The following is a 13,577-nucleotide window of genomic DNA, read 5'->3' as shown; positions in this document are numbered from 1 at the left end:
CCCCCAGCGAGCGCCTCCACCCGTCACCGCGCCACCCCAAGCACCGCCCCGAGCACCCGCCACGCCCAACCACCCGCTACCCCACCGATACACTAGAACCATGTACCGAATCATGACTGTCTGCACCGGCAACATCTGCCGCTCCCCCGTCGGCGAATACCTCATCCGCCAGCACGCCCAAGAAGCCGGCGTGCCCGTCACCGTCACCTCCAGCGGCATCAGCAACGAAGAAGAAGGCAACCGCATCGACCCGCGCGCCGCCGCGCAGCTCACCACCCGCGGTATCGACCCGTCCGCGCACCGCGCCAGCGTCTTCACCGTCGAGGACTTCGACCGCAACGACCTCATCCTCGCCATGGACGCACCCCACTACCTGCGGCTCAAAGCCCTCGCCCGCAACGACGAGGACAAAGCCAAGATCCGCATGATGCGCAGCTTCGACCCGAAGGTCACCACCACCCACCTGGACCAGCTCGGCATCTACGACCCCTGGTACGGTAGCGAACGCGACTTCGTGTACACCACCGACCTCATTGACGCCGCCGCACGCGGCCTCATCAACCACCTCAAGCAGGAAGGCGACGCGCAGTGAGTCAGCGTATTCCCCTGAACCAGAACCGCCGCGTCACCGGCACCACCGAAATCCTGGAACTCTGCAAAGACATGCTGCGTCTGGAGCACGGCATCGGCAACGACTTCGACATGGACACCGCCGAATTCACCGAATTCCGTGCCCAGTTCCTCGCGGACTTTGCGCAGATCCCGCTGATTATCGGCATTGACGGCCGCAGCGGCACCGGCAAAACCAGCCTCGCCACGCAGCTTGAGCAGGAGCTCACCGCCGCCGGCCACAGCGTGCACGTGCTGCACCTGGACGACTTCTACCCCGGCTGGGACGGCCTCTTCGACGGCGTTGAGGCGTGGGACGCACTATCCGTGCAGCTGACCGAGGGTATTGCCGGAACCTACACCCCGTGGGATTGGGAGGCGGGCGCCCCCGGTGAGGTGCGCACCGTCGACCCGGCGGCTACGCAGGTCATCATCTGTGAGGGTGTCGGCGCGATTGCTGGCGCCTGCGAGGTGCGTATCCTCGCTACCGCCCCGGACGAGGTGCGTTACGAACGCGCCATGGCTCGTGACGGTGACACGTTCCGCCCGCACTGGGAACGCTGGGCGGCGCAGGAGGAGGCGCTGCTCGCCGAAATCCCGGAAGACTACGCGACCGTGGACTTCATCTACGACAGCGCAGCGCAGTAACAGCCGCCTACAAGACAGTAGGGCCCAATGCTTCGTGTATCTCGAAGCATTGGGCCCTACGGCTATCCAGAGGCAGTTTTACTTAGGCATGGGAGCCGGACTGGCGGATTCCATGCGGTCTTTATCCCAGTAGGTTGAGGTATTACTCGGCGCGTGCGTGGAGGCAGTGCCGTCTTTGCCATGACCCGGGTTGTTGTTAGAAAGCACAGCGAGGATTACGAGCAAGACGCAAGCTATGAGCAGCAGGATGCATAGCAAATATTTGTAATAGTGGTTGCGCATCTGAGGTGCTCCCTCCGGTCGTATCGCGTGGTATGACCAACGTAAGTTATGCGGTCGCCCCGAGCAATGCTTCTCAAGAATATTTCTCAAATATTTCTTCAGCACCGGGGGACTGAGCGGCAGGCTAAGCCAAGCCGCTCAAGGGGCGGTGTTATCCGTAAGCGACATCAGGGTGTCCGAAGCGAAGCGAGGACGGGTGCCCCTGTAGGAGCGAGGATAACACCGTCCCTTCTGCGTACCCTCTGCAATCCTGTCTCTCCCAGCTCAAAAAAATATCAAACATTTAACTTACGAAGCCGCGCCCAATTCTGCTACCGTGAACAAGTTGTGCTTCCAGCCTGCGCAAGCTCATCCCCGGATCCGGTACCGCCGCATCCATGTTTTGTAGAGCCACAGGCGCCGTTGCACGCGCATCACACAGAAAGAAAAAACTAAGACATATGTCTTCGAAGTCGACTAAGACCTCATTCGGGCTATCGCCCATTTTTATCATAGTTCTGGCGCTGCTGACCGCGATTGCGCCGCTTGCTACGGACATGTACCTTGCCGCACTGCCCGCTGTCGCGGAGGACCTGAACACCACCAGCACGAACGCATCCCTGACGTTGAGTGCGTTCATGGTGGGTATGGCGCTCGGCCAGCTGGTCGTGGGTCCCCTCTCTGATAAGACGGGCCGCCGCAAGCCGCTGCTAATTGGTGCGGTTATCTGCTTCATTGCGACGGTGGCGTGTGGTTTCGCGCCGAATATTGAGCTGCTGATTTTTGCGCGTTTCATGATGGGCTTCACCGGTTCGATTGGTGCGGTGTTGGCGCGTTCCATGGTTGCTGATACGACTGAGGGTCTGGCAACCGCTAAGCTCATGGGCGTCATGATGATGATTAACGGCTTCGCGCCGGTGCTTGCGCCGCTGTTTGGTGGCTGGGTGCTGTCGTGGGGTAGCTGGCGCGATATTTTCCATGTGCTCGGCGTGATTACCGCGATTATGATGCTCGGCGTGATCTTCGTGATTAAGGAGACCCTGCCGGTGGAGGAACGCTACCAGGGTACCGCCCTGAGCGTGTACTCGGAGCTGCCGAAGGTCTTCAAGATTCGCCGCTACCTGGGTTTCATGCTGACGATGTGCTTCGCGTTTGGTGCGCTGTTCTCGTACATTTCCGGTTCGACGTTTGTGTTGCAGAAGATTCTGGGGTTGTCCGAGACTGAGTTCACGATCGTGTTCGGTGTGAACTCGATTGGTATTGTGCTGTTCAGCGCGATTGCAACGAAGCTGGTGGGTCGTGTGGCGCAGCGCCGTATTGTGAATGTCGGTGTGGTGAGCCTGCTGGTGGTGTCTTCGCTGCTGTTGGTTAGCTTCCTTGTCGGTATTTCGCTGGTGCCGACGCTGGTTCTGCTGTTCCTGCTGACCAGCTCGTGCGGCCTGATTTTTGGTAATGCTTCGGCGTTGGCGTTGAACGAGGCGCGCCACATGGCGGGTAGTGCTTCGGCGGTGATGGGTACGATTCAGGCTCTGCTGGGCGCGTTGGCGGCGCCGCTGGTGTCGTTCGCGGGTGAGCATGAGTACCTGCCGATGGGCTTCTCCATTCTGGGTTTCGCGGTCCTGACGGCGCTGGTGCTGTGGACTACGCCGCGTAAGGATTCGGACTACTCGGCTGACGGTGAGAGCCATGAGGCTCCGGTGGCGGGCCACTAGCCTGTTGTTTTTTGTGTAGCTAAAGCCCCGGATGGGCGACCCGCTAAGGGTTGCGCGTCCGGGGCTTTGCCGTGCCTGCTAACGCCAACACTGAGACTTAATTTAAAATATGTTGTAGAATAGAAAATGAAATATCTCGTAAGTGGGGCCGAACCCCTCGAGATACACAAAAAAGGGGGTTGGCTCCACCCAACCCCCCACCCCTCTACATATTTCCCTGCCTTGGCGATCTACAAGCAAAAAAGTCAGCCAAGGCAAGACCTACGACAGGAGAGATTAAAATGATACTCCAAACAGCGGATATTGCTAATTTTGTAATGTTCATTGCGGCTTGCGCAACTATCTATGACGTCTATAAGACTCATCTTGCCAGTAGCGTCGTCACCCTAGTCACGACCCTGTGGATTCACTTTTATGTATCCACGCTGTGCTGGAGCTTGGATAGGAAGCAAATCATTCACCGTCATTCAAAGACCTTCAAAGCACCTCCCACGATCATTCCTGTAGTCCTATCCCAGATTGCCGTAATTTGCCATCTGATGATTTATACCCTTCGTTAGCTCAACACCGCTTGTCAGTCGCCCTGTCGACTTATGGCTTATGAGCAATATCCCCGGATGGGCAACCTGCTGAGGGTTGCGCATCCGGGGCTTGGCTGTGTCCGTGCATGAGCGCAGGGGCTGCCGCGTTTTCCGCCAAGCGCCCTCAGGGTGTCAGCCCGGACACTCTCCGCGGCGGAGCAAGGAGGGGCGGTGTTATCCGTAAGCGACATCAGGGTGTCCGAAGCGAAGCGAGGACGGGTGCCCCTGTAGGAGCGTGGATAGCACCGCCCCTTCTGCATGTCTCGTCCATCTGCCCCTGTAGGAACGAGGGCGATACCGTCTTCCCTCGCCGGGTAGGGATGCGAACGTACAATAAAACTATGTCTAGTACCGTAATTCTTCTGAACGAGCAGAACCCGCAGGGCATCTTCGTCGACCCGTCCGTGCCCCTCATCAGCGTTGATGATCAGGGCTTCACCCGCGGCGACGGCGTCTTCGAGACCATGCTGTCCGTCAACCGTCGCGTGCGTAAGCTCGGCATGCACCTGTCCCGCCTCGAATCCTCGGCGCGCATGCTGGACCTGCCCGACCCGGAACCCGAGATTCTGCGTTCGGCGGTGGAGCGCCTCATGCGTGAGGCGACCGCCGGTGCCGAGACTGCGCTGGGCGAAGAGCACATCGTGAAGATCATTATTTCGCGCGGCCCCACCCAGGCGGTGACCTCCATGCAGCCGGGCCCGTACACGCTGATTATGGCGTCGCCGGTGCCCGCCTCCATCGTGAAGCGCCGCACCGAGGGCGTGAAGGCGATGCTGCTGCCGCGCGGCCACGAGCCGATGGACAACAGCGCCTACCCGTGGCTGCTGGCGGGTGCGAAGACCCTCTCCTACGCGGTGAACATGGCAGTCCTGCGGTACGTGCAGGAGCGCGGCGCAGATGACGCTATCTTCATCACTGACGAGCGTCGCGTGCTGGAGGGCGCCACTTCCTCGGTGCTGGTTGCCAAGATTGAGGACGGCAAGAAGGTGCTGTACACGCCCGAGCCGAGCCACGGCATCCTTCCCGGCACCACGCAGGGCGCGGTGTTCGAGGCGGCACGCCAGGCCGGCTGGGAGCTGGGCTTCGGCCCGCTCTACCCGCAGGATTTGTTTGAGTCGGACGGCGTATGGTTGGCGTCGTCGGTACGTCTGATTGCGCCGGTAACTCACCTGAACGGTACGGCGCTGGCGCATGACCCGGAGCTGACCGCGACCCTGTTGAACTACCTGGCGCAGCAGAGCTAAACGCATACAAAAAGGGACGGTATTATCCGAGCGAGGATGATGCCGTCCCTTTGTGCTGTCTACGGTCAAGGGCAGGAGGTGCGTGTACCTTCCTGTTCGGTAGTAGCGGGTGTAGCCGCGTTTTCCGCCAAGCGCCCTCAGGGTGCCCAAAGCAAAGCGGGGGCGAATACCGTCTCCCAAGCAGAGCTAAACACGTACAAAAAGGGACGGTATTATCCGTAGCGACATCAGGGTGCCCGAAGCGAAGCGAGGGCGGGTTCCCTGTAGGAACGAGGGCGAATACCGCCTCCCCAGCGGAGCCACGAAAGCGGAACCAGAAACGGAACAAACTACAGCAAGAGCAAACTAGCCCCAGAGGAACTGGATCGTACCCGCCGCAATAGATGCACCGTACGCAACAGCGATAATGACGGCGGCGGCAATGCTCACGTGCACATCACGCGGCGAATAGGACGGCACACGAGCCCAGGTGCGTTCGCCTGCGCCGAAGCCGCGCGCCTCCATGGTGACAGCCAGGCGGGAGCCGCGGCGGATGGCCTGCACGAGCAGGGCGAAGCTCTGACCGCCAAAAGTTTGGGCGCGTCCAGCGAGGGATTGGCCCGCGCCGAGTCCGCGGGCGCGTCGTGCCTGGCCGAGGGCATTCCACTCAGCGAAGAGAATGCCGACGAGGCGCAAGGCTGCGACGGTGGCGAGCACGAACCGGGAGGGTAGTTTGAAGGTTTGTGCGAGGGAGTCGCCGAGGTCGGTCGGGTCGGTGGTGAGTACGAACGCGAGGGTGGGTAGGACCATGGCGAGGGAGCGGATCATCATGGCTGCGCCGACGGCGGCGGAGTCGGTGGTGATGCTGTTGAAGCCTAGGTCGAGGATGGTGGTGCCGCTTTTGGCGCTGAGCATGGCGACGGACCAGCCGGTGGTGATGACGGCGATGAGGATGGGCCAGAAGCGGGCGAGGACGTTGACGGGTCGGAATCCGACGAGGATGAATCCGAGCAGTTCGAGGGCGAAGAGGATTCCGGAGGTGAGGGGGTCGCGCACGATGAGTGCGGCGATGATGAGGGTGAAGGAGACGATGAGTTTTACGCCGGCGTTGAGGTTGCTGAAGTAGCTGGTTCGGTCGATGGTGCCGAAGAAGTCGGTGTTCATGCGTTCTCCTTTCCGGGGGTTGCGATGGCTTCGAGGGTGATGTGGTTGCCGCCGAGTGCGGCGGTGTAGTCTTCGTCGTGGGTGATGGAGATGACGGCGGTGCCGCCTGCGAGTAGTTCGCGGATGAGGTCGACGAGTTCTGCCCAGGTTCGTGCGTCTTGGCCGAAGGTGGGTTCGTCGAGGATGAGGATTTTGGGTGCGGTGGCGAGTGCGGAGGCAACGGAGAGCCTGCGTTTTTCGCCGCCGGAGAGGGTGAAGGGGTTGGCGTCGAGTAGGTGGGTGAGGCGTAGGCGGGTTGCGAGTTCGTTGGTGCGGGCGGTGAGGTCGTCTTCGTTGAGAGGGTTGCGGGTGAGTGCGGCGAGTCGGCGGGGGCCGAGTTCGAGTTCTTCGCGTAAGGTTCCGCGGATGAACTGGTATTCGGGTTCTTGGAAGACGTAGCCGATACGACTGAGCATTTGGGCGGGGGTCCAGGTGGGCACGTCCCAGTAGGCGCGCTCGCCGCCGTGGTTGCCGCCGTGGTTACCGTCGTAATTACGGAGCGCGTCGGTGGCGGTGAGGGTGCCGTTGGGTGCGGTGAGGAGCCCTGCGAGGGTGAGGGCTAGGGTTGATTTGCCGGCGCCGTTGGGTCCGAGCACGCTGAGGTGTTCGCCGGCGTGCAGGGTGAGGTTGATGCCGCTGCGAAGGACAGGCAGGTCAATGGGTGCGGGTGCGGGGGTGTCGCCGAGGCGTTTGATGGTGCGTCGGCGTGCGCGTCGTTGTTTGGGGGTGGGTTGTGCGCGGGTGATGCTGAGGTTTTCGGCGCGCAGTAGCGCTTCGCCGTGCTCGCTATCGCTGTCGCTCTGCGGCGCACGCGGCACATAGTTGGGTACCCATACGCCCGCGTCGATGAGTTCTTGGCGGGCTTCGGTGAGTACGGTGTCGGGTGCGCCATCGTGGGTGATGGTGCCGCCTTCGCCGAGTACGATAATGCGGTCCATGTGCGGCGCCCAGATGCTCACGCGGTGCTCCACGACGAGCAGGGTCGCGCCGGTGGCTTGCGCGGCGGTGAGGATGCTGTCGCGTACTTCCTGCACGCCGGAGGGGTCGAGATTGGCGGTGGGTTCGTCGAGAATCATGGCGCCGGGGTGCATCGAGAGGATGCCCGCCAGGCCGAGGCGCTGTTTCTGTCCGCCGGACAGTGCGCTGCTGGGGTGGTCGAGGGGCAGATGGTTGAGCCCTACTGCGGTGAGGGCTTCGGTGGCGCGGCCCCAGATTTCTTCGCGGGGTACGCGCAGGTTTTCGGGGCCGAAGGCGATGTCGTTGCCGACGGTTGCCATGACGATGGAGGATTCGGGGTCCTGCTGCATCATGCCTGCGGTGCCGCGCGCTTCGGCGGGTGCTTGCCCGTTGATGGTGATGGTGCCGCCGGCGGATTCGCCGTCGTCATCGTGGAGCACACCGGCGATGGCGTGCAGGAGCGTCGATTTGCCGGCGCCGGAGGTGCCCAGTAGCAGGACTTTTTCACCGGGGTTGATGGTGAGGTTGAGTCCGCTGATGACGGGTTCTGGGCGTCCGGGGTGGTGCCAGCTGAAGTTGTTGAGCTCGATGCGCGCCCCGCGCGGTGTTGCTTCCATGATGGTTCCTTAGCCTTGTGGCTGCTGTAGTGTGCCGAGTGGTGACTCGTGGTGAGTGGCTAGTTGCTGGTGGTTAGCGGCGGGTCTTGCCGGATGCCAGCGAGGAGAGCACACCGGTCTTGGCGAGGTTCTGCACGAGAATCCACGCCAGGAAGCCTGCGATAACTGCACCGGAGATGACGGCGCATGCTACGTAGATGATTGCCTTGACCGGTTCCATGTCGGGGTAGTAGATGAAGATTTCGTTAACACCCATGAACAGGCCGCTGAGTGCACCGGAGAAGATGGCGACGGTTGCGTTCCAGCGGCGGTAGCGGAAGATTGCGAAGGCGATTTCAGCGCCGAGGCCCTGGAAGAGGCCCGCGATCAGGATTTCGCCGCTCCATGCGCCGCCGGTGAAGAGTACGGAGATGAATGCTGCGACGATTTCGCCGAAGAGTGCGGCACCGGGCTTGCGGATGAGCAGACCGCCGAGGGTGCCGCCGAGTAGCCACGCGCCGGCGACGATGGGGCGGAATTCGGGTGCTGCTACGAGTGCGGTTTTGGCGGCGGGGCCGACTGCGATGTCCCAGATCCAGAAGATGACGGCGCAGGCTACTGCGATAACTGCAGCGATGACGATTTCGTTGACTCGCCAGCGCAGGTTCGGCTTCTTCGCTTCTGCCTGGGTAGATGCCTGGGAGGCGGGGTTTGCGTTCTGTGACATTGGTGGTCCTTCCGTCGTTGGAAGGGGAATGTCCTCGCCCTCTGATTGGACGAGGGCATTGAGAAGAAATTCGACTCCCTACGCCGGTACTAACCGGATCAGGTTCGAGGGTCTGCTTAGCACTCTCAGCGCCTCGGTGGCGCTCCCCTGTCGTTTGGGGTTCCTTGTCCGTACCGTTGTGGTGCGGGTGGGAACCCAGGTTTGATTGTAGGCTTGTCTGGCTGTTCGTGCCAATTTGCCGCTTTTTGTTTCGTTCTTCTGCCCACATTACAGAATTGCACGGTGTACAATTTTGGGACGGAGAGGCTCCAAGGCGGCACGAACGCCTTAAACCCTATACGCTAGGGAGTGGCGCTCTTTTCTTACCCAACCCCGAAGGGGTTCACGGGCAGGACGCCGCATCGTATACAGCTAAGGAGATACACATGAACCCCGTCGCTAAGCTTGCTATTGCGGGTATCAACATGGGCGCTGCTGCCCTGGTTGGTAAGGGCCTGGGCGCAGCCTGGACCAAGGCTACCGGTAACCAGCCTCCCGCCATTTCCCACGAGTCTGAAGACACCCTGCGTCAGGTCATCCTCTGGACCGTTCTGACCTCCGTCGTGGGTGCTGTGGTGAGCTTCGGTATTGCTCGCCTGCAGCGTCGTTTCTTCAACTAAGACTTTGCGCTTTCCGCGCGAATGTTCATGAGCTAGGCGGTACGTATCTCCACTCGGTACGTACCGCCTGGTGTTCCTTCTTCAGCACGCCCGCTCTACTTCAGCCGGTTTCATGCCGCCGCTACGCTGAAGCGCCACCTCGGCATCCGAAAGCACAACTATGACTATTTCTTCTCCCCGCCGTAAGACGAAGGCTCCGCGTAGGGTCGTTGACCACGCGAATAGCCGCCGCTCGATCGCGTCCTGGGTCATGTGGGATGTTGGCTCGTCGAGCTTCGACTCGATTATGACGACCTTCATCTTCACCGTCTATCTGACCAGCAGCTATTTCGGTACGCCCGAAGAGACCTCTTCGGCGCTGTCGCTGGGCCTGACCGTTGCCGGTTTCCTCATTGCGATTCTGGCGCCGGTCACCGGTCAGCGTAACGACAAGTCCGGCAGGGGCATCTTCTGGCTCGGTGTGAACACCATGCTGCTAGTCGGCTCGATGGCGGCGTGCTTCTTCGTGGGCCCCACCCCGCAGTACCTGTGGCTGGGTGTCGCCCTAATTTCTGCGGCGAGCGTGTTCAGCGAGTTCGCGTACGTGAACTACAACGCCGTGCTGCCGCGCATCTCCCACCCGGAGAATATCGGTAAGATTTCGGGTGCCGGATGGGCTGCCGGCTACATCGGCGGCATCCTGGCGCTGGCTGTGGTGCTGTGGGGTTTTGTGCTTACCCCCGAGGTGCTCGGCCTGACCACCGATAACGCCCTGAATATCCGTGCGGTCGCGCTGTTCGCCGCCGCCTGGTGCCTCTTCTTCTGCGTGCCGCTACTGGTGCGTATGCGCACCCGCGAGCGCTTCCTGCCGGAGGTGCTACCCACCCGCGAGCTGCGCTTCCTGGAGCTCGGTATGGAGCGTCTCTCCCCGGCTCGTCAGGGCGGTCTGCTCGCCTCCTACAAGGCGCTGTGGCGCACCATTAAGCGGCTGAAGATGACGTCCCCGCAGACCCTGTGGTTCCTGATTGCTTCGGCGGTGTTCCGTGATGGTCTGTCCGGTATTTTTACGTTCGGCGGTATTCTTGCGGCGGGCACGTTCGGTTTCAGCACTTCCGAGGTGATCCTGTTCGGTATTGCCGGTAGCGCTGTCGCGGCGGTTGGCGCGATTCTGGGCGGCTACCTGGATGACTACCTGGGCCCGAAGGCGATTATTGTTATCTCGCTGGTCGGCATTATCTTGGCGGCTACCCCGTTGCTGTTCTTCCCTCAGCCTGGCGTGTTCTGGGTATGCGCCCTGCTGCTGTGCCTGTTCGTGGGCCCGGCGCAGTCGGCGTCCCGCACCTTCCTGGCTCGTCTGGCGGACCCCGGCACTGAGGGTGAGCTGTTCGGCCTGTACTCGACCACCGGTCGTGCCACCAGCTTCCTGGCGCCGATGCTGTTCGGTCTGTGCGTGAGCATCATGGGCGCGCAGATTTGGGGTGTGCTCGGTATTCTGATCGTTGTGGTGGCGGGTCTGCTCCTGCTGCTGCCGGTGAAGGCGCCCGGTCCGCTGCGTATGCGTGCGGCTCGCCGCGAGCAGAAGCGTGAACAGAAGCGCCGCGACAAGGCAGCCCAGTAGTGTTGCTCGGTAAGGCCGCCCAATAAGACATTGCGAGGCTAAGCATCCTTACAAACCCCGCAAATACAAGCCTGTAAACATAACCTTGCAAATACACAAGGGAGGGGCAGGTAGAAGATTATCTTCTACCCGCCCCTCCCTCGTGCTTAAGCAGTGCCTATCAAGCGGAGCTCAGAAAGCCGTGCCAGAGAGCCGTGTCAGTAAGCCGCGGTGGCTAGTCCTCCACCACGTCATCCTCATCATCAGAGACAGCATCCTCAGAGGAATCCAGCGCATTCTGCTGTTCCTCCTCATCCAGAACCTCATCGCCGGTCATCTGAGCCCAGGTCGCGTCATCAATCAGCGGATCATCAATCACACGAACCCACAGCATCGAACCAGCCGCCATAGCGCTCAAATTCTCGTCATACGCCTCCGCAGGCAGACCCTCAAAGATCTCAGCCAGACGCGCAAACAGGTCATCATACGAAATGTCGCCCTCGGCCTGCAGCCAGCACTCAGCCGCAAAATCAGACAGCTCATTCAGCTCAGTGTCACACAGCAGCAAGAACGGGCCGTCCTCCCCCACACGCACACCCGAAGTACCCGGCATACGAGACACCGCAATCGTACCGTTCAAGAACACACCCGGCAGGTGATCCTCAACCGTGTACTTCTCCAGCTTCTCAACCTCATCAGTATTCGGCAGCTCACCGCCATTCAGCAGATCCTGAACCAGCGGCAGAGTATCCTCAACCTCCGAGTACACCAGGCGCCACACGCCACCGCAACGCTCCACCAGCTTAGCCAGCGACACAACACCCTCAGGGTGACGCGCCAGACCCGAGCTCTGCTCACTCAAGAACACCAGAGCCTCATGCAGCGGAACACGCTCAAAATACGGCTCCGAAGCCGACTCATCACGAGAAATGAACACAATACGCGACAGCTCATAGCTGAGGTCATCACGATCAACCACGTTCAGACCCAAATCCACCGGGTTCTGCTGATCCTTCGGCGCATTCGGGTCAACAATCACAGACAGCGGCTTCGGATACGGCGACACAACACCCTCATCCGAAATAATCGCAGTCTCATCAGTCAGGTACGCAAACTTCGAACCCAAGAAACGCGACGCAGTCGTCTTACCGCTACCAGAAACACCCACCAGCGCCACAGCGCGCTTCGACTCAGGGTCACCAATAACAGCCGCATGCAGCATCACACCGCGACCAACCAGCTGCTCAATCATTGCCAACGTAATACGGCTCGTCAGATCCTGCATACCCGAATCATCATCAGCCACACGCAGCGTCGAAACCTTATCAAACGAACCCATCAGCGGATTCGCCAAATCCATCACCGACTCATCAGTCGGCGCATGAACCAGCATCACCTGATCAAAACGAGACAACGAAGCATACGCCTCATCAGGAGTATCAAAAAACTCCGGAGCAAGAGGCTCCCACGCCTTCTTAAAACGCTCCACAAAAGAGTCCGACATATCAATCAGATACAAAGAAACTTCCGCGCCAGCAACACGCAGAACAACAGGCTTCAGATTCATCAAAAATCCTTAGAGAGTGAGAGATAAAAACCCGCACGCGAGTGAACGCACGAGCACAACAGGCGAAAAACCGCCCAACGCGGGCGCACAAACACACAGCCTGCACGCCCGCACCCCAAAGCGGGAAAGACTAAGACTCCACAGAACCATCCGCAGGAATCATCGTCTGATGAAAATTCAAATAACTACGCGAAGCAGTCGGGCCACGCTGACCCTGGTAACGGTTACCATACGCACCAGAACCATACGGATGCTCAGTCGGGCTACTCAGGCGGAAGAAACACAACTGACCGACCTTAGAACCCGGCCACAACATAATCGGCAAAGTCGCCATATTCGACAACTCAAGCGTCACATGCCCCGAAAAACCAGGATCGATAAAACCAGCCGTAGAGTGAGTCAACAAACCCAGACGACCCAACGACGACTTACCCTCCAAACGGGCAGCCACATCATCAGGCAGAGTCACCTTCTCATACGTAGAACCCAACACAAACTCACCCGGATGCAGAATAAACGGCTCATCAGGAGCCACCTCCACCAGGCGCGTCAAATCCTCCTGCGGCTGAGCAGGATCAATATGCGGGTACTTATGGTTATCGAACAGACGGAAGAAACGATCAATCCTCACGTCCACACTTGCAGGCTGAATCATCGACTCATCGAACGGATCAAGAACGATGCGCCCATCAGCAATCTCTTGACGAATATCGCGATCTGAAATAAGCACGCTTAAAGGATACCTGGCAAACACCACCCACGTGCAGGCATCCACCAGCCCCAGCACACAGGCCTACATCACATTTCAACCCCGCCACCCCGCGCACAAACAGCCGCAACACATTTCACGCCCGGCAAGCAAGCGCGATACACTGAAAAAGATGCGGCTGTAGCTCAATGGTAGAGCGCACGCTTCCCAAGCCTGATACGCGGGTTCGATTCCCGTCAGCCGCTCCACAAGCCCCGGACCTTATGGTTTGGGGCTTTATTTTTTAGGTTGGATGCGGTGGTTGGGCCAAGAGTTTAGGATGCCGCTTGGGTTGGACGGGTCGAGGCGGTATGTTCCTTGCTCCTGCAGTAGGAGCGAAGGAAGTGTATAGCGTGCGCATGGGGCTACAGCAGACCCTTTCTCGATGAGCCCTCGGGAAGGCGCCCTGACCTCCCATACGGAACCACCACCATACCCGGCTACCAACCTTCGTCTCCCGGCGAGCTGTCTGCGGTACCCAACCCGAAGGACACAAAACGATTACACCAC

11 protein-coding genes, 1 tRNA gene and 1 riboswitch are annotated in these 13,577 nt (G+C 60.1%); of the genes, 7 read left to right on the top strand and 5 right to left on the bottom strand.

Going from position 1 to position 13,577, the window contains the following annotated elements:
- The first annotated feature begins 112 nt into the window (after positions 1-112).
- The 4 genes from HMPREF2999_RS07090 (at position 113) to HMPREF2999_RS07065 (ending at position 5,055) form a co-directional block, all read left to right on the top strand.
- A complete protein-coding gene (locus tag HMPREF2999_RS07090; protein WP_246823098.1) occupies positions 113-592 on the top strand; it encodes a low molecular weight protein-tyrosine-phosphatase in 480 nt (159 codons plus the stop codon).
- A complete protein-coding gene (locus HMPREF2999_RS07085; protein WP_070676072.1) occupies positions 589-1,257 on the top strand; it encodes a nucleoside/nucleotide kinase family protein in 669 nt (222 codons plus the stop codon). Before HMPREF2999_RS07090 ends, HMPREF2999_RS07085 begins: the two co-directional genes overlap by 4 nt.
- Before the next feature lie 722 nt (positions 1,258-1,979).
- Entirely contained in the window at positions 1,980-3,230 is a 1,251-nt protein-coding gene (locus HMPREF2999_RS07075; protein WP_070676070.1) for a multidrug effflux MFS transporter, read from the top strand.
- 922 nt (positions 3,231-4,152) lie between these two features.
- Positions 4,153-5,055 carry an aminotransferase class IV gene (locus HMPREF2999_RS07065; RefSeq protein WP_005509006.1) on the top strand — a complete coding sequence of 301 codons (903 nt, stop codon included), beginning with the start codon at positions 4,153-4,155 and terminating at the stop codon, positions 5,053-5,055.
- Positions 5,056-5,400: 345 nt separating this feature from the next.
- Here the strand turns inward: HMPREF2999_RS07065 and HMPREF2999_RS07060 are convergent, their stop codons facing one another.
- From HMPREF2999_RS07060 to HMPREF2999_RS07050, 3 genes are all read right to left on the bottom strand, one after another.
- Complete coding sequence (locus tag HMPREF2999_RS07060; protein ID WP_070676068.1) at positions 5,401-6,198, bottom strand: energy-coupling factor transporter transmembrane component T family protein; 798 nt, start codon at positions 6,196-6,198, stop codon at positions 5,401-5,403.
- Entirely contained in the window at positions 6,195-7,811 is a 1,617-nt protein-coding gene (locus HMPREF2999_RS07055) for an ABC transporter ATP-binding protein (protein WP_070676067.1), read from the bottom strand. Before HMPREF2999_RS07055 ends, HMPREF2999_RS07060 begins: the two co-directional genes overlap by 4 nt.
- 73 nt (positions 7,812-7,884) lie before the next feature.
- Positions 7,885-8,517: an ECF transporter S component gene (locus HMPREF2999_RS07050; RefSeq protein WP_070676066.1), complete on the bottom strand. Its 633-nt coding sequence runs from the start codon at positions 8,515-8,517 to the stop codon at positions 7,885-7,887.
- 58 nt (positions 8,518-8,575) lie between these two features.
- Positions 8,576-8,676: riboswitch (TPP riboswitch) on the bottom strand.
- 266 nt (positions 8,677-8,942) lie between these two features.
- Between HMPREF2999_RS07050 and HMPREF2999_RS07045 the strand changes: the two genes are divergently transcribed.
- Positions 8,943-9,176 carry a DUF4235 domain-containing protein gene (locus tag HMPREF2999_RS07045; RefSeq protein WP_005506756.1) on the top strand — a complete coding sequence of 78 codons (234 nt, stop codon included), beginning with the start codon at positions 8,943-8,945 and terminating at the stop codon, positions 9,174-9,176.
- A 160-nt stretch (positions 9,177-9,336) separates the two neighbouring features.
- Positions 9,337-10,773: an MFS transporter gene (locus HMPREF2999_RS07040; RefSeq protein ID WP_070676065.1), complete on the top strand. Its 1,437-nt coding sequence runs from the start codon at positions 9,337-9,339 to the stop codon at positions 10,771-10,773.
- 214 nt (positions 10,774-10,987) lie between these two features.
- Here the strand turns inward: HMPREF2999_RS07040 and HMPREF2999_RS07035 are convergent, their stop codons facing one another.
- Entirely contained in the window at positions 10,988-12,319 is a 1,332-nt protein-coding gene (locus HMPREF2999_RS07035) for a septin family protein (RefSeq protein WP_070676064.1), read from the bottom strand.
- A gap of 130 nt (positions 12,320-12,449) precedes the next feature.
- The gene (gene dcd, locus HMPREF2999_RS07030; protein WP_005509013.1) at positions 12,450-13,049 is read right to left on the bottom strand and encodes a dCTP deaminase; all 600 of its coding nucleotides are present in this window, start codon (positions 13,047-13,049) and stop codon (positions 12,450-12,452) included.
- Positions 13,050-13,202: 153 nt separating this feature from the next.
- On the opposite strand from dcd, the gene HMPREF2999_RS07025 reads away from it, so the two are divergent.
- Positions 13,203-13,276, top strand: a tRNA-Gly gene (locus tag HMPREF2999_RS07025).
- The last annotated feature ends 301 nt before the right edge of the window (positions 13,277-13,577 follow it).

Origin of the sequence: Rothia sp. HMSC066H02 (genome assembly GCF_001814995.1) — a bacterium.
Classification (GTDB): Bacteria; Actinomycetota; Actinomycetes; order Actinomycetales; family Micrococcaceae; genus Rothia; species Rothia mucilaginosa.
This window is presented reverse-complemented; position numbering and strand designations above follow the sequence as displayed.